Origin of the sequence: Kingella oralis (assembly GCF_014054985.1) — a bacterium.
Lineage (GTDB): Bacteria > Pseudomonadota > Gammaproteobacteria > Burkholderiales > Neisseriaceae > Kingella_B > Kingella_B oralis.
Genome location: NZ_CP059569.1, coordinates 640,023 through 661,777, shown reverse-complemented (window position 1 = coordinate 661,777; position 21,755 = coordinate 640,023). Strand labels below are relative to the sequence as shown.

The window sequence follows — 21,755 nt, the reverse complement described above, 5'->3', positions numbered from 1 at the left end:
CTGTTGATGAATGGGCGGCATTATAAAGGGTTTTTGTTTTTAGGCTGCCTGATGTGCGAAAGCAATCGCAAGGGCAGCCTGAAAATAAAACCTATGCGCTCAATGCTTTTCAGGCTGCCTCAAACCGCGTATAATCGCGGCTTCTCATTTGGGGGCGACCTTGGTTTCGACGGGGGTTGCGAAGCAAATGCGGGCATACCGAGTTTTCAGTAACTCGTAAAACACTGAATCTAAATAGTCGCAAACGACGAAACTTACGCTCTGGCTGCTTAATGCCAGGCTGTTGCAGCAGCTCGCCAATGGGCTGTGCGGCGTAAAACCCGCGGCAACATCATTTCACATTGGCTGGTTTCCTGTCGGGTTGCTTGGCAGGGAATAAGATTAAAAGCAACTGGTTTCTTGAAAGCCTGTTGGTCGGCGCGATAGAAATAAGATTCCCAAATCGACACAACTAAGTATGTAGAACGCTTTGTAGAGGACTTTCGGACGGGGGTTCAATTCCCCCCGCCTCCACCAAACACTATTTCCCGGCAATTTTTAACTAACCGCGAGAAAACCACAAACCGCCCATCCATAAGGATTAGGGCGGTTTTTTACTACCTAACGTGCGCTATCGTGCGCTGTTGTATGCGCGATAATTTAGGTACAATTTTAGGTACAAAACCCAAAAAGCAGCCATAAGAGCAGCAAAATAACCCTTTTTTCCACAAGCGTTGTACCTAAATGAAACTTACCGATAATCAATGCAAGCACACGCCGCCCCCCGATAAAGGCGTAAAGCAGCTATCAGACGGCGGCGGCTTGTACCTACAAATTGATGCTAAAGGGCGGCGATACTGGCGCATCAAATACACCTACAACCAAAAACAGCACACCCAGCACCTAGGCATTTACCCCGCCATGCCGCTCAAAGCTGCACGCATGGAGCGGGACAAAATCAAACTGCTACTCTCGCAGGGCATTAACCCCAAGACACACCAAGAGCAGCAACAACGAGCAGAGCAAAAGCGCATCACAAACACATTTGAACACGTTGCCCGTAAATGGCACACCACCAAAGCAGAAAAGGGCGATTGGAAGCCCGCCCATGCTACTCGTGTATTGCGGCAAATAGAGTTGTACCTAATCCCCCCGCTTGGCAGCCTAAGCATCGCCGATATAGAGCCGCTGGATATATTGCACGCTATCCAAAACGTAGAGCACACAGGCAAGATTGCCACCGCCAATAAGGTTTACGACATCGCCCACGCCATTTTTTCCTTTGCTGCCCGTATGAAGCTATGCCCGTATAACGCCGCAGCGGAATTAAAGCCTGAATTGCAGCAAGCCAAAGCAACGCCCTATCGCCATGTTACCGACACCGGCGAGCTAACAGCCCTATTGCAAGCCATAGACGGCTACACAGGCAGCCCGCAAGTGAAAGTGTTGTTACAGCTTGCCCCTCTGGTGTTTGCCCGCCCGTCAGAATTGCGCTTGCTTAAATGGGCGGATATAGATTTTCAGGCTGCCTGCTACCACAAAGCCGCCCATGAAATGAAAAACGGTATTGCCCATATAGTCCCCCTATCCCGCCAAGCCCTAGCCCTACTGAGCAGCCTGAAACCCGTAACAGGGCATTATGAATACGTATTCCACAACAAGGCAGCAGGCAAGCCATTGAGTGAAGCCGCCGCCCGTAAAGCCTTATCGCGTATAGGCTGGCTGGATAAAGTAACCCTACATGGCTTCCGCCATACCGCTAGCACGCTGCTACACGAGCAGCAATACAGCAGCGATTGGATAGAACGGCAGCTTGCCCACAAAGACCCCAACACCACCCGCGCAAGCTATAACTTTGCCAAGCACCTAGAACAACGCCGCCAAATGATGCAGGAATGGGCAGATTTTCTAGACAGCTTGAAAGACTAACCGGCAGGAATGCTGGTTTTTTAATTGCCCTTTACTTGCGCCCCTATACGCGCGAGAAAACGTATTTTTGGTGGGAACGTGGGAACACTATATCTAAAATATTGATATACAAATAAAAAAGTGTTCCCACCATGTTCCCACTGTTCCCACCAAACTGTAAAAATATGCCTTAAACAATTGTTTATACAAGTGAAATCACTTTTTAGGGCTGGTGGGAACACTTTAAAATTTAATAAAAACAATGGTGTAGTCATATAACTACATCCATATCACATGGCAGCAAACAGCAAAAAAGGGCGAAACGCGCCCATTATTTGATTTACATCAAAAACACTTCCCCCTTATGGCAACAAGAAAGGCAACCATGCCCCCATTAAAACCCATCCGCAACGAAGCAGAATACCGCGCCGCTTTGGCAGTGTTATCACGCTTCTTTGACAGCAACCCCGACGCAGCAAGCCAAGAGAGCAGCGATTATCACGAAGCATTAGCCGCGCTGGTGGAGCAATACGAAGCGGCCCACTACCCCATAAACGACCGCCCATAAAAAAACACCAGCCGCAAAGCTGGTGTAATGGAGATATATTTAAAAACCGTGATTTTTTAAACATATTTCCTTGATATGTACACGCCATAAACATATACTTCAAACATCTTTAAATTTTGAGGATTTTTAAACATGGCAACATGGCAGCCTGAAACCCCATACAACGAACTGCCCGCGCTACCGCCCGCAAGCGATATGGAAAGCAAAGCTATTTTGAAGCAATGCATTCAAGCCCGCGCCGCCTTGGCAGAGCTAAAACAAGCGGCGGAGCTAATCCCCAATCAAGGCATGTTGATTAACACGCTGCCCGTTATGGAAGCACAGGCAAGTAGCGAAATAGAAAACATCGTAACCACCGCCGACAAGCTATTTCAATCGCTGCAAATGGATAGCGAAGCCGACCCCGCCACCAAAGAAGCCTTGCAATACCGCAGCGCATTGTTTTCAGGTGTGCAATCCTTGCAAAGCCGCCCCCTTTGCACCCAAACCGCCCTAGCTATTTGTAGCGAAATCAAAGGGCGCGACATGAATATCCGCCAAACTACAGGCACAGCATTAAGAGCCGGCAACAGCGGGCGCATCATTTACACCCCACCCGTAGGGGAAAGCGTGATTAGGGATAAGCTAGCCAACTGGGAGCGGTTTATTCACGAGAGCCAAGAGCTAGACCCCCTGATTATCATGGCAGTAGCCCACTACCAATTTGAAGCCATCCACCCCTTTTCAGATGGCAACGGGCGCACAGGGCGGGTATTAAACAGCTTGCTACTGATTGAACAAGGCTTACTCAATTTGCCCATACTCTATTTGAGCCGCTACATCATCCAAACCAAAGCAGACTACTACCGCCTACTGCTAGCCGTAACCGAACGGCAAGAGTGGGAGGGCTGGATTGTTTACATGCTTAAAGGGATTGAAGACACCGCCCGCTGGACAGTAGCCAAAATTGAAGCCATCCGCGCCCTAGCAGAACACACGCGCCAACACGTTAAAACCACCCTACCGCATCTATACAGCCGTGAACTGGTTGATTTGCTGTTTGAGCAGCCCTACACGCGCATAACCAACCTAGAAACAGCAGGCATCGCCAAACGGCAAACCGCATCCAAATACTTGCGCGAGCTGGTGGAGGCAGGCATCTTGAAAGAGGTTAGTGTAGGCAGGGATAAGCTATTTACCCATCCCAAATTGCTAGCACTGCTTAACGGCGAGCAACCCGCCCCCTATTTGTAAATTATGCATCGCGTACATAATTTTGCATAACATGAAAGCCCCTTCGCGCGCGCACGCGCGTAGGGGCGTTTTTACGGTTAGCGTTGGCGTTTACTTGCGCAGACGGTTAGGAGCGGCGACCCCCTTAATATTCCCGCTTACCCCCCCCCGCCCGCAAGCCTCATATTGAGACGAGATATGTTTAAAATTCCATCTTTTTAAACATATTCCCTTGATATGTACACGCCGTAAACATATACCGCAAATTTAAATTTTCAGGATTTTTATAGCAGCCTGAAAGCGTAAGTAACCCATTCAAAACACGCCATTTGTGGATTAACTGCCCTTGCCGGCGCAAATGAAGCAAAACGTTATTATTTGAATGTAAAACAATCGCTTACGATGCAAAGATTTTTGTCAATATGTTAAGCATTTGTATCATAAGAGATAATACCGCCTTGTAACGTTTCACACGTTCCACAAGGAAATAGCACCATGCAAATCATTGAAAGACAACAAGGCATCAACCTTGATAAACCGTATCTCGTTTTGCACGACATACAAGACGAGCTATTGCGCCTATACCAGCCCCAAAAGGAGCTAGACGCGCTGGAAAGCATCTTGCTTGCCTACCTGCCATCCCTTACCAGTAAACAACACATCAAGCTAACAGCAAGCCGGTTAATGGCATTGCGCTATCCCGCCGCCCGTAGCCGCGTAAGCAAACACGAGCGACGATTGAGCAAAATACTCAAAGACTACGCCAAAGCCATAGCCGACGACCACGCTCCCGCCGCATTAGCAGTCAAAAGCACGCTACACCAGCTAAACCAACACACCCGCCGCTTACTGGCAGAGCTGCCCCAACGAGAAAACCACAAAGGCGGCACAATCCTACGCAATGCCTATGCCCTGCTTTACCAGCAATTTGCCATTGATACCCCGCTACACATCATGCGCGAAATTGCCCCCTTGCTTGGCGTGAATATCCATGATGGGCAAATAGACAAGCACCTATCGCCCGACACCCGCCAAGCCCTACGCCATCAAGTAGATAAGGACAAGCAAGCCGCCCGTGAAGCCGCGACCGCTGCCGCCATCGCAGCCAACATTCCAATCACCATAGCAAGGCAGCCTGAAAGCCCCCAAAGCAATGCCGAGCGATACCAAACCGCCCGCCAAATACTTGCCCAAATCACCGAGCCTGAAATAGCCAACAGCCTGCTTTACGCCCTAGACGAGTGTATGCACGACAACGGCTTCACGCTTTAATCCCCACACACCAGCCCCGCGCTGGTGTGTTTTTTTTTCGCCTATGGATAACCACCCAAAAAAAGGGCAGTTACGCACGGAGCGCAAACCACCCTTTCTTGCCTATTTACCCACGTTGCTTAAACCACCTATTTTTGCCCCTTTGTGCACCGTGTCAAATCATCAAAAAATCATGTAGTTATCACGTTATCAAGTCTTACACCAGCTAATACAATGCCATGCAATCAACCACAAAGGAAACCACATGAATCCCAAAATCCTACGCCCCAAACAAGCCGCCGCCTATTGCGGCTTTTCCGTAGCAACCCTATGGGCGAAAACCAACCCCAACAACCGCCGCCATGATGCGAGCTTCCCCAAGCCCTTTAAGCTAGGCAATGGCAGAGCCGTAGGCATCTTGAAAGACGATTTAGACGCATGGATTGCCACCCAAAGGCAGCCTGAAAACGGAGAGACAAAACAATGCTAGACATCACCACCCTACCCCCAACCGCCCAAATCGCCATTTCCGAACTAGAAACCAGCAAGGCACGCAACCGCAGGGGCATCATCCCCCTATCCCGCAGCCAAATACGCCGCTTGGAAGCGCAAGGGCTATTCCCACCATCCCGCCGCATCGCAGGCACACGCGGCACGTTTTACCTAGCAGGCGAAGTCAAAAACTGGATAGAGCAGCAAGCAACCACCAAGGAGTAAAAACCATGAAACCCCAAACACCAGCCACCCAAAACACAAAACCCACCACGCCCAAAAAGCAACGCCCACCCAAACCCAACCTAACCATCATAGGGCTGCCCACCGCCGACAACACCTACACCTTTACCCCGCTAGGCTACTTTCCCACCAAAAAAGCCGCCCACCGCGCCATTGCCGAGCAGCAAAAAGATGCGCCCGACTTGATTTACTTCATGCTGGAAGACAAAGAAGCCCCGCTATACAAAAAAATGGCTGCCCTATTGGAAAAGGCAGCCTGAAAAGGGATTGCATGGGATTGAAGTTTCAAACCTTGCATGGGGTTGTTTTTTCAAACGCCCCTTTGCATGGGGTTAAAGTTTCAAACCTTACATGGGGTTGTTTTCGCAAATGGGCATTGCATGGGATTGTGTTTCAAACAGCCCTTTTTATATTGGAAAAAAACCACCACCCAAACAACAAAAAGCCCATTGTTACACGGCAACCCTTTTTTATAGCGTTCGGAAACCGAAAAAACTATGAATAAAGAACCACGAAAACTTGCCATCATCATCCACATCAGCCCCAGTAGCATCATCGCCTTGTTGCTGGTGTGTTGCCTACTGGCAGAATGCACCGCTAAAACTTGATTTAAATCAAAATCGCCATAAAGCCAACTAGGAAGCGCGTAGATTGCGATTGAGTGAAAAAGGTATAAGACGTAGCACTCATGCTTTTAAATGCAATCCTAGCGCATTCTAGGGCTACTGGCGCACGGTTTAATCCAATCCACCAGCTTTTTGACTTATCAAAATCTCAACCCAACGGGAGCAACACCATGAACACCCTAACCCTTAACTACAACGGCTTGCCCCTACATGCCAACCGTGAAGCATGGTTTAACGCCACCGAAATAGCCGCCATGTTTGGCAAGCGCCCCATTGACTGGTTAAGGCTGCCTGAAACAGAACGCTACATAGCCGCCTTATGCAAGCGCGAAGCTGAAAAACAGCAAATAGCCGAAGTGAGAAAATCCCACTTCATAAAAACCCGCAAAGGCGGCAACGACCTAACACAACAAGGTACATGGCTACATCCCAAACTAGCCGTAGCCTTTGCCCGCTGGTGTGATATTGACTTTGCCCTATGGTGTGACGAGCAGATAGAAACCCTAATCCGCGAAGGCAAAGACCACCAAAGCAGCCGCCAAGAAAGCAGTATTGCCTATCGCATTATGGGCGAAATCCTACAAGCCGCCCGCAAAGCAGAAGGCAAAGACACCCAACCCCACCACTACCGCAATGAAGCCTTGCTATGCAATGCCGCCTTAACAGGGCAATTTATCGCCATTGCCCGCGATAGCCTAGACAAGCCCGCCTTAAACATGCTCACCCGCCTACAAGCCCACAATGCCGCCCTTATAGGGCAGGGCATTCCCTATCCCAAACGAAAAAACATCCTATTCAAACTCGCCGCGCACCATAGAACCCGCCACTTAAATCCCGCCAAGCAAAATTAGCTTTGGAGTTTTCCGATTTGAAATCGGAAAATTCTGAAACGGAGCAACACCATGAACACCCTAATTTCCATTCCCTTCCACCACAAACCCCTTTGCTTGATAGATGCCGACGGAAAACCCTATGTAGCCATGCGCCCCATTGTAGACGGTATGGGCATAGACTGGAAAACACAAGAGCGCAAACTCAAAAGCCGCTTTGCTTCAACCGTGGTCATTATGCCCACAGTTGCCCTAGACGGCAAACAGCGTGAAATGCTTTGCCTACCGCTGGAAAAACTGCCCGCATGGCTGTTGAGCATCGACCCCCGCAAAGTAGCCCCCACCATCCGCGCCAACGTAGAACGCTATCAAGCAGAAAGCGAAGCCGCCCTATGGAACTACTGGACAACAGGCATTGCCAAGCAAGACGAAATCCGCCGCGAAATGGCAGAGCTAGCAGCAGACGAAGCCGCATCATTCCGGCGGGGCAGCCAAGCAGGCAAGAGCCTATACACCCGCAAGCTGGAAAAACAGCGCAACGAGCTTGCCCTAGCTGCCTTGCAACGTGAACTGCCCTTTGTATGGGGGAACGTGTGAACCTCACCCTTGCCCTTGTTGCCTTGCTGCTTTTCACGCTGGCGAGCATCAAGTAACAAAAAAGCCCGCCGAGCAGCGAGCCCCATTATGCAACAGCACACGATAGACAAAGCCTAGCAACATCTAGCAACGTATTAAGAGATATTTTTTCACAACCAAATCAACCCTATAACAGAACACCCCCAAAACCCATTTGACAATCCGAGAGCCGCAGAGATACAGTACAAGCCTCTCTCAACACATATACAGCGCACAAATGGCAGCGTAACCGCCATTTTTTCACGCCTATATCTTTCAGGCTGCCTGAAATGCAAATCATGCACCTATCAAAGTTAAAGGCGGTGTCCGCCAACCGTAAGGCGCGGGCTGGACTGTATACCAGAGAGAGCACCGCCACCCCATTTGGGGCAATCTCAAACACTCTCAAATTTATACAGGAGCATGAAAATGCAAAGTTCTACCCTTTCACAATCTCAACTTCAAACCGAAATCAAAACACACGCCCAAAACGCCGTAGATACGCTATGGCAATTTGAGAGCATCACCAATTTCCACCTGCTTAAACTACACCGCATCCAATCCCTGCTGCAAGACATCTTGCTGGAAAAAACAGGCATAGGCAGCCGCCCAACCCGCGCGCAAGACATCGCCCGCGCCTTGGAAGATTGCCAACACCTGCAAGGCGAGCTGTTTGAGCAAAGTTACAATCTCACCGCCCAAAACGAGCTATTCCACATCGACGAAGCATTCAACCGCCTGCAAAGCGCAGACATTTCCACCCAAAGCCCATACAGCAATTAACACCAGCCCAAGCCCACAAGGGCAGGGCTTTTTGCACCTTTCTCATTTATACAACCTATTGATTTAAAAGGATATGAACATGAAAGAAGTGAAATCACACGGCATTTTTGCCGCCGCCCGCTTGCTGGAAATCCAATCAAAAACCCTGATTGATATGCTGGTGTCTATGAACTGGATAGGCAAGGGCAACAAAGCCCAAGCCACCCGCCAAGCCATCGCCGCGGGCAACATGATTCAATTTCGCGGCGTAAACGAAGACGGCATATTCAGCCAAGCGCGGATAACCGAGCAGGGCATAGAAGCCCTACGCCAACGCATCGCCCAGCAACGCGAAGGCATCGCCAAACTACGCGCCATGCTGGCAGAGCGAAAAGGAGAGCAGCCATGAAATTCCCACCATTCACAGACAACAGCCAAAGCGGCGAAATTCTAAGCATTCTCACCGCGGGCGGCACACTCACCCACCGCGAAGCCATGCAGCTTGGCATTATGTGCTTTACCGCCCGCATCACCGAAATACGCGCCGCAGGCTACAACGTGATTTGCCACATGGAAACCAGCAAAAACAAACACGGCAAGCCCATCAAATATGGGCGATACAGCCTAATCAAAGGGGGCAGCCATGAATGATTTACGCGAACAAGCCCGCCATCACTGGCAAGGCATCCTAGGCAGTCTAGGCATTTCAGGCAGCCTGAAAAACAAACACCAGCCTTGCCCTTGTTGCGGCGGCAAAGACCGCTTCCGCTTTGACGACAAAGACGGCTACGGCACATTCATTTGCAACCAATGCGGCGCAGGCGACGGCTTCAAACTCATCATGAACTTGCTTCATTGCGATTTTAAGCACGCTGCGAGCATCGTAGAGGGCTATTTAGGCACAGGATGGGTAAACGCCCATCCCATCGCCCACCCCCCCATAAAAACGCAAGAGAAGCCCGAAAAACAGCAAGACAAGCAAGCCAAGCTGTTAAGCATCTTTGAGCAAGCCCAACCCCTTACCCCCGACAGCCCCGCCGTGCAATACCTACACCAGCGCGGCATCACCCTACGCGCGCGCGTATTGCTCCCGAAATTCCCCAAATGTTACGTTTTCAGGCTGCCCTGCCCTATTGGACGCACCACGACGGCGAGCCTATGCACATGGGCAACCGCCCCGCCATGATTGCCGCCATCACCACCCCCAACGGCGAACTGCAAGGCATCCATTGCACCTACTTACAGCAGCGCAACGACGCATGGCAAAAACTAGCCATAGTCCACCCGCAAACAGGCGAGCCACTGCCCGCCAAAAAGATGCAAACACGATACAGCGGCGCACTCACAGGCGCAGCCGTACAACTTTACCCCATACAAAATAATCGACTGGCAGTAGCAGAAGGCATAGAAACCGCCCTAGCCGCCCGCGAGCTACTGCCCAACTGCCCGCCCGTATGGGCAGCATTAAGCGCAAACGGTATGGCATCGCTGGTATTGCCCAACAGCCTAAACGAGCTATGGATAATCGCCGACAACGACACCCCACGCCCCATAGGGATGCAAGCCGCCGAAACCCTAGCCAACCGCGCCATAAAAGCAGGAATTGCCGTCAAGCTATGGCAGCCTGAAACGCAAGGATGGGATGCCCTAAACGAGCTAAACCACAGGAGCGAGCCATGAGCCAAGCCCAAAACAAACGGCAAGCGCAAGCGGAATGCATCATCGCCCAGTTTGCCCCGCTTACGGACAACCCCCACGACACGCGCCACGAAGCCATACGCCAACACCAGCGCAACACCTACCAACGCGCCCTAGCAGCTGCCAAACAACGCGGGTTAAACATCACCGCCGCCCACAAAGCCGCCCTGCAATGCCTGAAAAACAATCTAGCCGCCTACACCAGTAGCCAACAGCAAGCCCCTTTTTTGGAAAATCCCAAAAAACCGTTTTCGGAAATTCCCGAAATCGCTGCCTAAAACACCAGCCCAAATTTAACCAATCCAAATTTGGATGCGTTTTAACCACCCCAAATGTGGGGGCGTTAGCCGCCCCAAATGTGGGGACGCTAACCCATTGATTTTTCACGTAAGCCCAAAAATGGGCTGACGCCCTCAACTTTGAGGCGGTTTACTCAACTCAAATTTGAGGCTACTCAATCCACATTTGGGCGCAGCAAAGCAGCAAAAAATGAAGCCCTATTAAACAATCACTTAGGTTTGCTTAGGCATTTTCCGAAGCTTGGAAACCACCCCAAAACCCATTTACTAAAAACCCAGTAAACGCCCTACCCTATCGCCCCGCCCCTTGCCAACACACGCAAAAAGGGCAAAAGAGAGAGAAAACAGCGATAGGGCAGGGCAGAAAGGAAACCATGCTATTTGCCATCCTAACCGCCGCCATCCTATGGCTACTCTTTCGCCTTGCCGCCCATAAGCAACAAGAACAAGCGTTATACGAGCAAGAGCTAGACGAGCTACGGCAAGAGCTGCAACTTTTGCAACGCGAAAACGAATTTTTAGCCCAAATGGAAGCCCGCCTAATCCCTCGCCTGCTTGCCCACTTTTCCGACTATCAAGACTACTTAATCACGCAGCAAATACCCACCCGCAAAAAGCAGCCTATGCAAATCAAAATCGCCCGCCCCACCTACTGGCAGCCTGAAAACGAGCCTGAAAGCATAGAGCAGCCCGAAACATGGCAGCTTGAAAGCAACCCCGCCCAGTGGGAGCTAGAACTAGCCGCCTTGCGAGCCGCCCGCCAAGATGCCCCACAATGGGATGAATGGCAAAAAAAGAGGCAGCCTGAAAAAGCTGCCTATCCACAAGTTTCTACCTAATACAAGGATTCCAAAAAATGAAAGAGATGAAGCATTATACACCAGCCTACGAGCCAAAAGACTACAAGCCCCAAAACGGCTTTCACATCACCCCTAGCGGCATCTACTGGCGCGAATACAAAGCCAAAGACGAGCAACTAGAACCCCACGATATGCCCCTAGCCGATTGCATGGATATTGTAGGCACCGGCAAAGATGCGAGCGGCGCATACTATCGCATCATCCGCTATCAAGATGCCAACACCCGCAAATCCTACACCTTTTCCCTCCCCTGCGAGCAAATAGGCACAAATACAGGCTGGCAGATGCTACAAAAGCGCGGCATCACCATATTTTCAGGGCGACGCAAGCGCGAACTACTGGCGGACTACCTACAAACCCAAGGCGCAAAAACCCCCTACACCGTAACCAACAAAACAGGCTGGCATGGCAATGCCTACATTCTAGCCAACGGCGAAATCATCGCCCCCAACGCCCCCATCATCTACAACGGCGACACCAGCCGCGCCAAAGGCTACAACAGCGCAGGCAGCCTGAAAGACTGGCAGCAACACATCGCCCGCTATGCCGCAGGCAACAGCCGCCTATGCTTGGCCCTAGGCACAGCCCTAGCCGCCCCCCTATTGAGCAAGATACACGAAGCAGGCGGCGGCTTTCACATCTACGGCAATTCACGCGACGGCAAAACCACCGCCGCCCTAGTTGCCCTATCCGTATGGGGGCAGCCCGAAAGCCTCAAAATGGCATGGAAAGGCACAGGCTACGGCTTTGACAACATCGCCCTAGCAAGCAATGATAACTTGCTGGTATTAGACGAAATAGGGCAAGCCAAAGCCCATATAGTCAGCGATACCGCATACAGCGTACTGGATGGCAAAAGCAAAATACAAGGCGCAAAAGAAGGCGGCAACCGCGAAATTACAGACTGGCGCATACTGTTATTTTCCACAGGCGAATACGCCCTAGATGCTTACATGAACCGCCACGGCAAAGAATGGGAAGCAGGGCAAGCCGTAAGACTGCCCAGCATCGCCGCAGGCAAGCAATACGGCATCTATGAAACCCTACACGGCTTTCCCACCGGCGCGGCACTATCCGACTACCTACTGGACCACATGGCACAACAACACGGCACAGCAGGCAGGGCATGGCTGGCAAAAATCCAAAGCCTTGCCCCCGAAACCATCCGCGCCGCCCGCGATTCATTCCTACCGCCCAACCTAAACGGGCAAGCCCTTACCGTAGCCCGCCGCTTCGCCCTTGCCGCCGCCGCGCTGGAACTGGCAAGCGAAATAACAGGGCTGCCCGCTGGTGTAGGCGCAGCAGGCATACAGCAATGTTTTGAAGACTGGTTAGAGGAAAATGGCACAGGCAGCAAAGAGGAGAAACAAATCATTGCCAACTGTATAGACTTTATCCAGCGATACAGCGAAAGCCCCCGTTTTGCCAACTGGCACGACTACACCCAAACCGATAGGGACCACGCAGGCTTTAAACGAAAAAACGTGGATATGGCAGTAGGCGAAATTTGGGTTATCCGCCCCGTGTTTGCCAACGAAATCGCCAAAGGCAAAAACGAAACCCAAGCCGCCGCCATATTGCATCAAGCAGGCTTTCTTATCCCATCCCGCGAAAAAAACGGCAAACTACGCTATGGCCGCAAAAAGCGCGGCACAGATGGAGTGCTATATGTGATTGCCCTTACCCCATACGACGAGCCGCAAGAAGCCTAAACGCAAAGACACCAGCCCGAAAGCTGGTGTTTTTCATTTGCCGCACTACAATACTGTAAACCACAGCGATACACTAGGAGCAAACAAAATGCGTATGTACAACCCACCCCACCCCGCCGAAACCCTACGAGAGGACATACTGCCCGCACTTGGAATCAGCGTAACACAAGCCGCCAAACAGTTAGGCGTTTCCCGCGTAACCCTATCCCGCTTGCTTAACGGCAAAACAGGCATCAGCGCAGATATGGCAATTAGGCTTCATGCATGGCTAGGCGACAATGGCCCCAGCCCCGAAAGCTGGCTACATCAACAAGCAGATTATGATTTATGGCAGGCAGCCCAAAAAGAGCCGCCCAAAATCATTCCCGCTTACGCATAAAACCCCTTTAAGGCAGCCTGAAAATGGCTGCCTTTTATTTTGCACCAAAACAATAAAATTGCGTAAATAGCACAATATTTCATATTATACGCAATAAAATTGCACAAACCATACAATCCAAAACCACAAGCCACACGCAAAAACAGGGCATCATCCAGCGGCGAGCTGCCAACAAAAATCCCACCAGTGGGAATTGAGTAAGAATTTTCCCGCTTTTTTGGGGCAAAAAACAGCTATTTTTCGCATACATCTATTTGATTTTTATCATATTTATACTGTTCCCACCAATTTGTACTAAAATTTAACGTTTAAAAACAATAGATTATTGTAAATCTTTACAATTTGGTGGGAACAGTGGGAACATGGTGGGAACACTTTTATTGTTAAATATCATATAATTAACCAATTTGTTCCCACGTTCCCACCAAAATTCACGTTTTCGCGTTATATATAAGGGCAATGAAATTTTTCCCCCCTCATTTTCAAAAACACCCAAACAGGGAAATTAGCATAATATGCTTTTCAAAAAATCAAAATCACGTTTCAGGAAAAAGTTAGCAGAAGATGCCAAGAGTGGAACACCCCCCAAAGGGCAGCAAAAAGGTTTTTAGGTACAATTTTAGGTACAATTTGCCTATTTTTTAATCACGCATATATTAAAATCAACAACTTAAAGCGAGAGTTTGGTAGACCCCGCCTCCACCAAACTATGTTTTCCGGCAATTTTTAACTAACCGCGAGAAAACCACAAACCGCCCATCCATAAGGATTAGGGCGGTTTTTTACAACCTAACGTGTGCTAACCGTTGCTGTCGTGCGCAACATGAATTGGGGATATGTAGCCGTTTCAGGCAGCCTGAAAACATCAAACCCCATCAATGCCCCGCTTCCCCCTTCTCCCGCCATTCATTCGGCTGAATTTTCAACGCAAACAACACCGCCAGCGCTGCTACCACCAACGCGCACGCCATCGCCCAATGCACGCCGCCGAGCAACGCCTCTTGCGGCGTGCCCGCTTGCCCCGCTTTTTCGCCCATGCTGGCGATGCCGACAAAAAACGCTGCGCCCAATGCGCCCGCGATGGGGTTCAGCGTGGTAATCGTGCTGGCGCCGTGCGGGTTCAGCTCGCACGGCAGGGCGTTTAAGCCGTGCGTTTCGCCCGTGATGCAGGCGGAAACGGCAACCGCCATCGCGGTAAACAAGCAGCTTAAAATCAAGATGTTGGTGTGCAAGCCCAAAAACGCCCACATCGCGGCAATGGACAGCAGCAACACCGCCGCCGCGGGCAGCATTAAAAAGCGTCCGCCTTTTTTGTCCAGCAAAACGCCCAAAAACGGCGAGGCAACGGCTTGGGCGATGCTGGCAGGCATCAAAATCAGGCCCGTTGCCGTGCCCGTGAGCAGCAGCACTTGCTGCGTGTACATCGGCATCAAAATCTCCAAGCCCATAAACAGAAAATAGGCGCACACCAAAATCAGCACGGCATAGCGAAACTGCGGATAGGCGAACACGCGCAGGTTCAGCAGCGGCGTTTCCAGCGCAAACTGGCGGCGCACAAAAAACGCGATGATGCCCAGCGACAGCGCCAGCACGCCCCAAAACACGGGCAGCGGCAGATGTTCAAAATGGCTGGCGGCATACACCAGCCCGCCAAAACCGAGCACAGACGCGGCGGCGGAGGGCAGGTCTATTTTCGGGCGCGTAATGTCGCTGAGATTAACGGTCAGGTATTTGTTCACCAAAAACATGGCGACGAGCATAAAGGGAATGGTGAGCCCAAACAGATAATGCCAGCTCAGATAATCCACAATCACGCCCGAAATGGTGGGTCCGATGGCGGGCGCGGCGGTGAACATCATGGTGATGATGCCCATCGCGCTGCCGCGTTTGTGCGGCGGATAGATGGCGAGGATGCCGTTGAACAAAATCGGCACGAACAGCGCGGCGGCAATGGCTTGGAACAGCCGCCCAATCAGCAACGCGGCAAAATTGGGCGCGAGCATGCAAACCAGCGAGCCGATAAGGAACACGGCTTGCGTGATGAGCACCATGCGGCGCGTTTCCATCCATTGGATGAGGCCGGCGGTAATCGGCGTGAACGCGCCCATCACCAGCAAAAAGCCTGTGGTGAGCCATTGCACGGTGGTTTTGTCTATCTGGAAATCCGCCATGATTTTGGTGAGCGCGACATTGAGCAGGGTGTCGTTGAGGTAGCCGAAAAACGCGCCGATAAACAGCGTGAAGATGATGAGCTTGGCGGGGAAATCGGGGTTGTCGCTGTGGTATTGCGCGCGGGCGTTGGCTTGCGGTTCGGGGATGGCGTGAGACATGGTTTTGAATCAATTGGAAAAAACGAATGATAGGGAATGACGCGGAACGGGGCAAGGCAGCCTGAAAACCGTTGTGCAGTTGGGTTCAACTGCGTTTCAGGCTGCCTATTCGTTATACGCATCAACCGGCAGCCTGAAAACAGACGGGGCAAGCGTTTTCAGGCTGCCTCGGGCAACGGAATCGGCGCTTCCATAAAATCGTGTGCCAATTCGGTGCGCGGGAAAATGGTTTGTGCGGCGGCAAGCAGCTCTTGCGCGCGACCGCCTGAAAACTTGGCGCTGATGTGGCTGAGATACAGCGTTTTCACGCGGGCGAGTTTGGCGAGCTCGGCGGCTTGAGCGCAGGTGCTGTGCCCGAAACGGGCGGCGTTGGCGGCTTCGTCGGCGGCAAAGGTGGCTTCGTGCACCAGCGCGTCGGCATCGGCGCAAAAATCGGCAAAGGCAGCCTGAAAACGGGTGTCGCCAAACAATACCACTTCGCGCCCTTTGCGCGGCGGATGGATAAAATCTTTGCCGTTCAAGGTGTTGCCATTGGGCAGCGTTACCGTTTCGCCGCGTTTGAGCGCGCCGTATAACGCGCCTTTGGGCACGCCCAACGCTTCCAGCGCATCGGTTTTCAGGCTGCCCGGACGGTCGGCTTCGATGACGCGAAAGCCGAAAGAGGGCACGGCGTGGTCCAGCAGGCGGTATTTCACGCGGAAGGCGGCATCGCACGCGATTTCGCCGCCCGTTTCGGATAGTTCCACAAATTCAATCGGATAGCTCAGATAGCTGCGCGACAGGCGCAAGCCCGTTTCCACAAATTCGCGTAAACCTGCGCCGCCGTAGAGCGTGAGCGGACCGGGCTGTTCGCCCGACAAAAAGGAGCGGCTGCACAGCAAGCCGAGCAGCCCGAAAATATGGTCGCCATGCAGATGGGTGATGAAGATGCGGCGGATTTTGCCGGGGCGGATGCTGGTGCGCAAGATTTGGTGTTGCGTGGCTTCGCCGCAGTCAAACAGCCAGATTTCGCCGTTTTCGGGCAGCAGGTTGAGCGCGGTGCAGGAGACGTTGCGCTCAATGGCGGGCGAGCCTGATGAGGTGCCGAGAAAGTGTAAGTGCATGATTTTTTGATGTGGATGGGGTTAAAAAGACAAAAGGCAGCCTGAAACGCGGTGCGCTTCGGCGTGGATGCCGTTTTCAGGCTGCCTATGCGGCAAAGAGCTGCAAATCCGCCCGCTCCGCCTGCAAGCCCGCATGATTTTTCATCACGTTTAACAAAAATTCCAGCACCACGCGCACGCGCGGCGCAAGCAGGGTGCGGTGCGGATATAAGTTGCGGGTGATTTTAGCATTGTTGCGCCCAAAGCAATTGGGCAGGTTCCGCCTGCCGCCATAAAAAGCAAGCCGCCCGTTTTCAGGCTGCCGCAGCGTTTTATGTTATGATTAGCCCAATTTCGTTTTGCAACCCGCAGCCATCGCACATGAAAAAACTATTCATCGGCGGCACAGCAGCCGCCCTTATCGCCGCCGCCGGCATCAGCACCCCCTACTATCTCGGCAACCAAGCCAAACAAAGCCTAGAAACCCAACACCGCATTCTAGCCGACACCTTCTTTTTTGACATCGTATCCCGCCAATACCAAAGCGGCTGGCTAGAATCCACCGAAACCACCGTCTTGCGCTTTCATCCCACCGTGTTAGCCAATCTGGGCAACAACATCCCCGACAACATCCGCGCCGTGCTGGAAAAGCCCATCACCATGATAAACCATGTGCGCCACCAGCCCTTTGCCAACGGCATTGTGCCCGTGCGCGCCGTGGTAGAAACCGAATTTCAATACGACCCCGAAGTCAAAAAAACGCTCACCCGCTTCTTTGGCGAGCAAATCCCCGTTAAGCTGCATAATGTGATTCAGCTCAACGGCAGCGGCACGCTCACCATCGCCGTTGCCCCGTTTGACTACGAAGAACTATCGGGCATCAAAATCAACTGGCAAGGCTTAACAGGCAACATCAATTACCAAAAAGGCTACGCCAGCTACACCACCCAGCTTGCCATGCCCAGCTTTCAAGCCATTCTTGCCGATAAAGGCAGCCTGAAAATAGAAAACCTAACCCTAAACGCCAACAGCTACAACAGCAAAGACGGCAAAACCACACTCGGCTCATCCACCACCAACCTTGCCCATTTTGACGTAGCATGGAACGAGGGCATGGATTACAACATCAAAATCAACGATTTAATCAACACCGTAACCGACCTGCAAATCGGCGCCTTCATCAACCCGCGCGGCACCATCGCCCCCAACAAAATCAGCGTGGACAACCTAAGCTACGCCACCGAAACCAGCGAACCCGAAGCAGGCTACATCAACACCTCAGGCAAATTCAGCTTCGCCAAGCTCAACTACGGCGACACTGCCTACGGTCCTTTAAACATAGACATCGCCGCCAACCACCTGAACGCAGGCAGCCTGAACGCACTCAAAGCCCGCTGGCAACAAATCGCCACCGAAAAACAACTGTCGCCCGAAGAGCAGCAAAAACACATCCTCGCCGCCGTGCGCAACGAAGGCGCGGCGCTGTTCACCGACAACCCGCAGCTTGAAATCCGCACATTCAGCTTCACCACGCCCACAGGGCACGTGAACGCCAGCGGCAAGCTCAACTTCAACGGCTTAACCGCCGCCGATTTAAACGACATCAAACCCATGCTCGCCAAAATGCAAGCCGAGCTCAACCTAGACGTGTCGCAAAACATCATCGAAGACTTCGCCATCGCCCAAACGCGCGGGCTGTTTGCCATGGAAAACCCCAACAGCGTACAAGAGCAAAAAGAAGTGGACGACACCATCCGCCTGCTCACCAGCGAAAGCCTGAAAACCATGATTCAAGACGGCTACATCGCCAGCGAAAACGGCGCCATCAAAACCCAGCTTATCGTTGCCGACAATAAAATCAAGCTCAACGGCAAGCCGTTCCAACTGCAAGCCAACGAAGACGTGTTTGCAGGCTTGGAAAGCGATGCCAGCGCGCCCGCGCAAGCCGATTCCGCATCTGCACCGGCGGCATCCGCCGCATCCGCGCCGCAAGAATAACCGGCATAGCATTTTCAGGCTGCCTATTATGACTGCACACGATAGGCAGCCTGAAAACGGCAAACCCCATTCATAACCCACCCGCAGCCTAACAACCAACACACCTGCAACCCCATTTCAGGCTGCCTCAATATAAAAAGAAAGCCCACACCATGTCCCACCTACAAAACGACACCTTTATCCGCGCCCTGCTGCGCCAACCCACCGAATACACCCCCATCTGGCTGATGCGCCAAGCAGGGCGTTATCTACCCGAATACAAAACCACCCGCGCCTTCGCAGGCGATTTTATGTCGCTGTGCCGCAACAAAGACCTAGCCACCGAAGTAACCCTGCAACCGATAGACCGCTTCAACCTAGATGCCGCCATCCTGTTTTCCGACATCCTAACCATCCCCGATGCCATGGGGCTGGGCTTGCGCTTTGAAACAGGCGAAGGCCCCAAATTTGAACGCCCGCTGCAACACGAGCAAGACATAGAACTGCTTGCCGTGCCCGATATGAACAAGCTCAACTACGTCTTCGAAGCCGTTGCCGGCATCCGCAAAGCCCTAGATGGGCGCGTGCCGCTAATCGGCTTTTCAGGCAGCCCATTCACCCTTGCCTGCTACATGATAGAAGGCAGCGGCAGCCGCGATTGGCGCACCGTCAAAACCATGCTCTACACCCGCCCCGACCTGCTGCACCGCGTGTTAGACATTAACACCCAAGCCATCACCCAATACCTAAACCACCAAATAGAACACGGTGCGCAAGCCGTGCAAATCTTTGACACATGGGGCGGCACGCTCTCGCACGAAGCCTTCCAAACATTCAGCCTGCACTACATCAAACAAATCATCGGCAGCCTGAAACGCAACCACAACGGCGCAACCATCCCCGTTATCGTGTTCACCAAAGGCGGCGGACAATGGCTAGAACAGCTTGCCAACAGCGGCGCCGATGCCATCGGGCTGGACTGGACCACCGACATCGCCCAAGCCCGCGCGCACGTAAACGACCAAGTCGCCCTGCAAGGCAACCTAGACCCGCTCGCCCTGTTCGGCACGCCTAAAACCATCTGCACCGAAGCCGCCCACATCCTGGCCGGCTACGGACACGGACACGGACACGTCTTCAACCTCGGGCACGGCATCAACCAACACACCCCGCCCGAACACGTTGAAATCCTCGTGGAAACCGTGCACGAACTCTCCCGCCAATATCACCAATAAACCCATTTCAGGCTGCCTACTGCATCGCAACACCAGTAGGCAGCCTGAAACGCAGTTCGGTAGCCCGAAACCAACCCGCCGCCCCCGCCCTTGCTTTTTAACCAAACCTAACTAAAATACACACACTCCAAACAAAAGGCAGCCTGAAAATGCCCGCGCGCTACACCGTATTCGGCAACCCCATCGCCCACAGCCAGTCCCCGCAAATCCACCAGCTCTTCGCCGCCCAAGAAGGCGCGGTCATCGAATACACCCGCACGCTCGTGCCCGACAGTCCCAATGATTTTCAGGCTGCCGTCAAACAATTTTTCCGCCACGGCGGGCAAGGCGCAAACGTAACGCTGCCGTTCAAGCAACACGCCTATGAACTCGCCGACCAATGCACCGCGCGCGCCCACGACGCAGGCGCAGTCAACACCCTGATGCGCCAACCCGACGGCACGCTGCTGGGCGACAACACCGACGGCATCGGCTTGATGCGCGATTTAAACGAAAACCTGCGCGTGGATTTGGCCGGCAAGCGCGTGCTGGTTTTGGGCGCGGGCGGCGCGGCACGCGGCATTCTCACCCCCCTCTTGGATGCCAAACCCGCCGAAGTCGTTATCGCCAACCGCACCTTTGCCAAAGCGCAGGCATTAGCCCGAATCTTCGTTTTTGAAGTCAACGCGCAGCCGCTGAGCGCGCTTTCAGACGGCGGTTTTGACGTGATTTTCAACGCCACATCGGGCAGCGTGTCGGGCGACGTGCCCGATATTCCGCCCCAAGCGTTTTCAGGCTGCCTTTTGGCTTACGATTTGTTCTACGCCGCCCAGCCCACCGCCTTTATGCAATTTGCCGCCCGACACGGCGCAGCCCAAACCGCCGACGGCTTGGGCATGCTGGTTGGGCAGGCCGCCGCCGCCTACCAACTCTGGCGCGGCTACACCCCCAACATCGCCCCCGTTATCGCCGCCCTGCGCGCCAAACTCACCGCATGAAAACACTCAAATGGCTCATCGCCGCCCCCATTCTCGCTTTCATCCTGTTTAACGTGTACGCCTACGGCAACATCATCAGCTACCGCGCGCTCGCCCCCCACCACACCGCGTTTATGAATATGCGGATGAGCGAAATCGCGCAAGAAAAACCGCAAGTTGCCCTGAGCTACCAATGGGTGCCTTATAACCAAATCGCCGAAAACCTCAAAAAAGCCCTGATTGCCTCCGAAGATGCCAACTTCGCCGAACACGACGGCTTCGATTGGAACGGCATCAAAAACGCCATCAAGAAAAACGAAAAAAGCGGCAAAATCAAAGCAGGCGGCTCCACCATCAGCCAGCAGCTCGCCAAAAATCTGTTTCTCAACGAAAGCCGCAGCTATTGGCGCAAAGCCGAAGAAGCCGCGCTCACCGCCATGCTGGAAGCCACCACCGATAAAGACCGCATCTACACGCTGTATTTAAACGTAATCGAATGGGGCTACGGCGTGTACGGCGCAGAAGCCGCCAGCCAATATTTCTACCGGCAGCCCGCCGCCCAACTCAGCAAAATTCAGGCTGCCCAACTCGCCGCCCGCGTGCCCAAACCGCTGTTTTACATCGACCACCCCAACGACAAAAGTCTGCGCCACAAAACCAACATCATCCTGCGGCGCATGGGGTCGGCAACCTTGCCCGAATAACCGCCCCGCCAACAGGCAGCCTGAAACCCAATCGAGC

24 protein-coding genes and 1 other RNA gene are annotated in these 21,755 nt (G+C 52.7%); 23 read left to right on the top strand and 2 right to left on the bottom strand.

Annotated features, from left to right (window positions below; translation table 11 throughout):
* Positions 1 to 150 precede the first annotated feature (150 nt).
* The 19 genes from ssrA (at position 151) to H3L93_RS03450 (ending at position 13,434) form a co-directional block, all read left to right on the top strand.
* Positions 151 to 516, top strand: a transfer-messenger RNA (tmRNA) gene (ssrA, locus tag H3L93_RS03535).
* A gap of 207 nt (positions 517 to 723) precedes the next feature.
* Positions 724 to 1,908: a tyrosine-type recombinase/integrase gene (locus H3L93_RS03530; protein ID WP_003796840.1), complete on the top strand. Its 1,185-nt coding sequence runs from the start codon at positions 724 to 726 to the stop codon at positions 1,906 to 1,908.
* A gap of 364 nt (positions 1,909 to 2,272) precedes the next feature.
* On the top strand, positions 2,273 to 2,455 hold the full coding sequence (locus tag H3L93_RS03525) for a hypothetical protein (protein ID WP_040558702.1): 183 nt from the start codon (positions 2,273 to 2,275) through the stop codon (positions 2,453 to 2,455).
* A gap of 132 nt (positions 2,456 to 2,587) precedes the next feature.
* The gene (fic, locus tag H3L93_RS03520) at positions 2,588 to 3,688 is read left to right on the top strand and encodes a protein adenylyltransferase Fic (RefSeq protein WP_182077703.1); all 1,101 of its coding nucleotides are present in this window, start codon (positions 2,588 to 2,590) and stop codon (positions 3,686 to 3,688) included.
* Between the two features lie 474 nt (positions 3,689 to 4,162).
* Positions 4,163 to 4,939 (top strand): hypothetical protein, encoded by a 777-nt coding sequence (locus H3L93_RS03515; RefSeq protein WP_003796844.1) that lies wholly within the window; start codon positions 4,163 to 4,165, stop codon positions 4,937 to 4,939.
* A gap of 244 nt (positions 4,940 to 5,183) precedes the next feature.
* A complete protein-coding gene (locus tag H3L93_RS03510) occupies positions 5,184 to 5,408 on the top strand; it encodes a helix-turn-helix transcriptional regulator (protein WP_003796845.1) in 225 nt (74 codons plus the stop codon).
* Positions 5,402 to 5,635 (top strand): AlpA family phage regulatory protein, encoded by a 234-nt coding sequence (locus H3L93_RS03505; protein ID WP_003796846.1) that lies wholly within the window; start codon positions 5,402 to 5,404, stop codon positions 5,633 to 5,635. Before H3L93_RS03510 ends, H3L93_RS03505 begins: the two co-directional genes overlap by 7 nt.
* 5 nt (positions 5,636 to 5,640) lie before the next feature.
* Positions 5,641 to 5,913 carry a hypothetical protein gene (locus H3L93_RS03500; protein WP_182077702.1) on the top strand — a complete coding sequence of 91 codons (273 nt, stop codon included), beginning with the start codon at positions 5,641 to 5,643 and terminating at the stop codon, positions 5,911 to 5,913.
* Between the two features lie 536 nt (positions 5,914 to 6,449).
* Positions 6,450 to 7,130: a KilA-N domain-containing protein gene (locus H3L93_RS03495; RefSeq protein ID WP_040558704.1), complete on the top strand. Its 681-nt coding sequence runs from the start codon at positions 6,450 to 6,452 to the stop codon at positions 7,128 to 7,130.
* A gap of 51 nt (positions 7,131 to 7,181) precedes the next feature.
* Positions 7,182 to 7,706, top strand: coding sequence for a phage antirepressor N-terminal domain-containing protein (locus H3L93_RS03490; RefSeq protein WP_003796849.1), 525 nt, complete (start codon positions 7,182 to 7,184; stop codon positions 7,704 to 7,706).
* A gap of 447 nt (positions 7,707 to 8,153) precedes the next feature.
* Positions 8,154 to 8,507: a hypothetical protein gene (locus H3L93_RS03485; RefSeq protein ID WP_155803158.1), complete on the top strand. Its 354-nt coding sequence runs from the start codon at positions 8,154 to 8,156 to the stop codon at positions 8,505 to 8,507.
* A 79-nt stretch (positions 8,508 to 8,586) separates the two neighbouring features.
* On the top strand, positions 8,587 to 8,895 hold the full coding sequence (locus H3L93_RS03480) for a hypothetical protein (protein ID WP_040558706.1): 309 nt from the start codon (positions 8,587 to 8,589) through the stop codon (positions 8,893 to 8,895).
* Complete coding sequence (locus H3L93_RS03475) at positions 8,892 to 9,137, top strand: helix-turn-helix domain-containing protein (RefSeq protein WP_003796853.1); 246 nt, start codon at positions 8,892 to 8,894, stop codon at positions 9,135 to 9,137. The genes H3L93_RS03480 and H3L93_RS03475 overlap by 4 nt, the downstream gene beginning before the upstream one ends.
* Complete coding sequence (locus H3L93_RS13110; protein ID WP_003796854.1) at positions 9,130 to 9,672, top strand: primase-helicase zinc-binding domain-containing protein; 543 nt, start codon at positions 9,130 to 9,132, stop codon at positions 9,670 to 9,672. Before H3L93_RS03475 ends, H3L93_RS13110 begins: the two co-directional genes overlap by 8 nt.
* A complete protein-coding gene (locus H3L93_RS13105; RefSeq protein WP_155803159.1) occupies positions 9,591 to 10,166 on the top strand; it encodes a toprim domain-containing protein in 576 nt (191 codons plus the stop codon). Before H3L93_RS13110 ends, H3L93_RS13105 begins: the two co-directional genes overlap by 82 nt.
* The gene (locus H3L93_RS03465; RefSeq protein ID WP_003796856.1) at positions 10,163 to 10,462 is read left to right on the top strand and encodes a hypothetical protein; all 300 of its coding nucleotides are present in this window, start codon (positions 10,163 to 10,165) and stop codon (positions 10,460 to 10,462) included. Before H3L93_RS13105 ends, H3L93_RS03465 begins: the two co-directional genes overlap by 4 nt.
* 395 nt (positions 10,463 to 10,857) lie before the next feature.
* Positions 10,858 to 11,322, top strand: a complete 465-nt coding sequence (locus tag H3L93_RS03460; protein WP_003796858.1) for a hypothetical protein — start codon at positions 10,858 to 10,860, stop codon at positions 11,320 to 11,322.
* Between the two features lie 17 nt (positions 11,323 to 11,339).
* Positions 11,340 to 13,055, top strand: coding sequence for a DUF927 domain-containing protein (locus H3L93_RS03455; protein WP_003796859.1), 1,716 nt, complete (start codon positions 11,340 to 11,342; stop codon positions 13,053 to 13,055).
* An 88-nt stretch (positions 13,056 to 13,143) separates the two neighbouring features.
* The gene (locus tag H3L93_RS03450; protein ID WP_040558708.1) at positions 13,144 to 13,434 is read left to right on the top strand and encodes a HigA family addiction module antitoxin; all 291 of its coding nucleotides are present in this window, start codon (positions 13,144 to 13,146) and stop codon (positions 13,432 to 13,434) included.
* An 875-nt stretch (positions 13,435 to 14,309) separates the two neighbouring features.
* Here H3L93_RS03450 and H3L93_RS03445 read toward each other — a convergent pair.
* A complete protein-coding gene (locus tag H3L93_RS03445) occupies positions 14,310 to 15,764 on the bottom strand; it encodes an MFS transporter (protein WP_003796865.1) in 1,455 nt (484 codons plus the stop codon).
* A 158-nt stretch (positions 15,765 to 15,922) separates the two neighbouring features.
* On the bottom strand, positions 15,923 to 16,867 hold the full coding sequence (rnz, locus tag H3L93_RS03440) for a ribonuclease Z (RefSeq protein WP_003796866.1): 945 nt from the start codon (positions 16,865 to 16,867) through the stop codon (positions 15,923 to 15,925).
* A 360-nt stretch (positions 16,868 to 17,227) separates the two neighbouring features.
* Here rnz and H3L93_RS03435 point away from each other — a divergent pair, with 360 nt between their 5' ends.
* The 4 genes from H3L93_RS03435 to mtgA all read left to right on the top strand — a co-directional run bounded on the left by H3L93_RS03435 (position 17,228) and on the right by mtgA (position 21,718).
* On the top strand, positions 17,228 to 18,844 hold the full coding sequence (locus H3L93_RS03435) for a YdgA family protein (protein ID WP_003796871.1): 1,617 nt from the start codon (positions 17,228 to 17,230) through the stop codon (positions 18,842 to 18,844).
* A 152-nt stretch (positions 18,845 to 18,996) separates the two neighbouring features.
* Positions 18,997 to 20,058: a uroporphyrinogen decarboxylase gene (gene hemE / locus H3L93_RS03430; RefSeq protein ID WP_003796875.1), complete on the top strand. Its 1,062-nt coding sequence runs from the start codon at positions 18,997 to 18,999 to the stop codon at positions 20,056 to 20,058.
* 149 nt (positions 20,059 to 20,207) lie between these two features.
* Positions 20,208 to 21,035, top strand: a complete 828-nt coding sequence (gene aroE, locus H3L93_RS03425) for a shikimate dehydrogenase (RefSeq protein WP_003796877.1) — start codon at positions 20,208 to 20,210, stop codon at positions 21,033 to 21,035.
* A complete protein-coding gene (gene mtgA / locus H3L93_RS03420) occupies positions 21,032 to 21,718 on the top strand; it encodes a monofunctional biosynthetic peptidoglycan transglycosylase (protein ID WP_003796879.1) in 687 nt (228 codons plus the stop codon). Before aroE ends, mtgA begins: the two co-directional genes overlap by 4 nt.
* Positions 21,719 to 21,755: the final 37 nt, after the last annotated feature.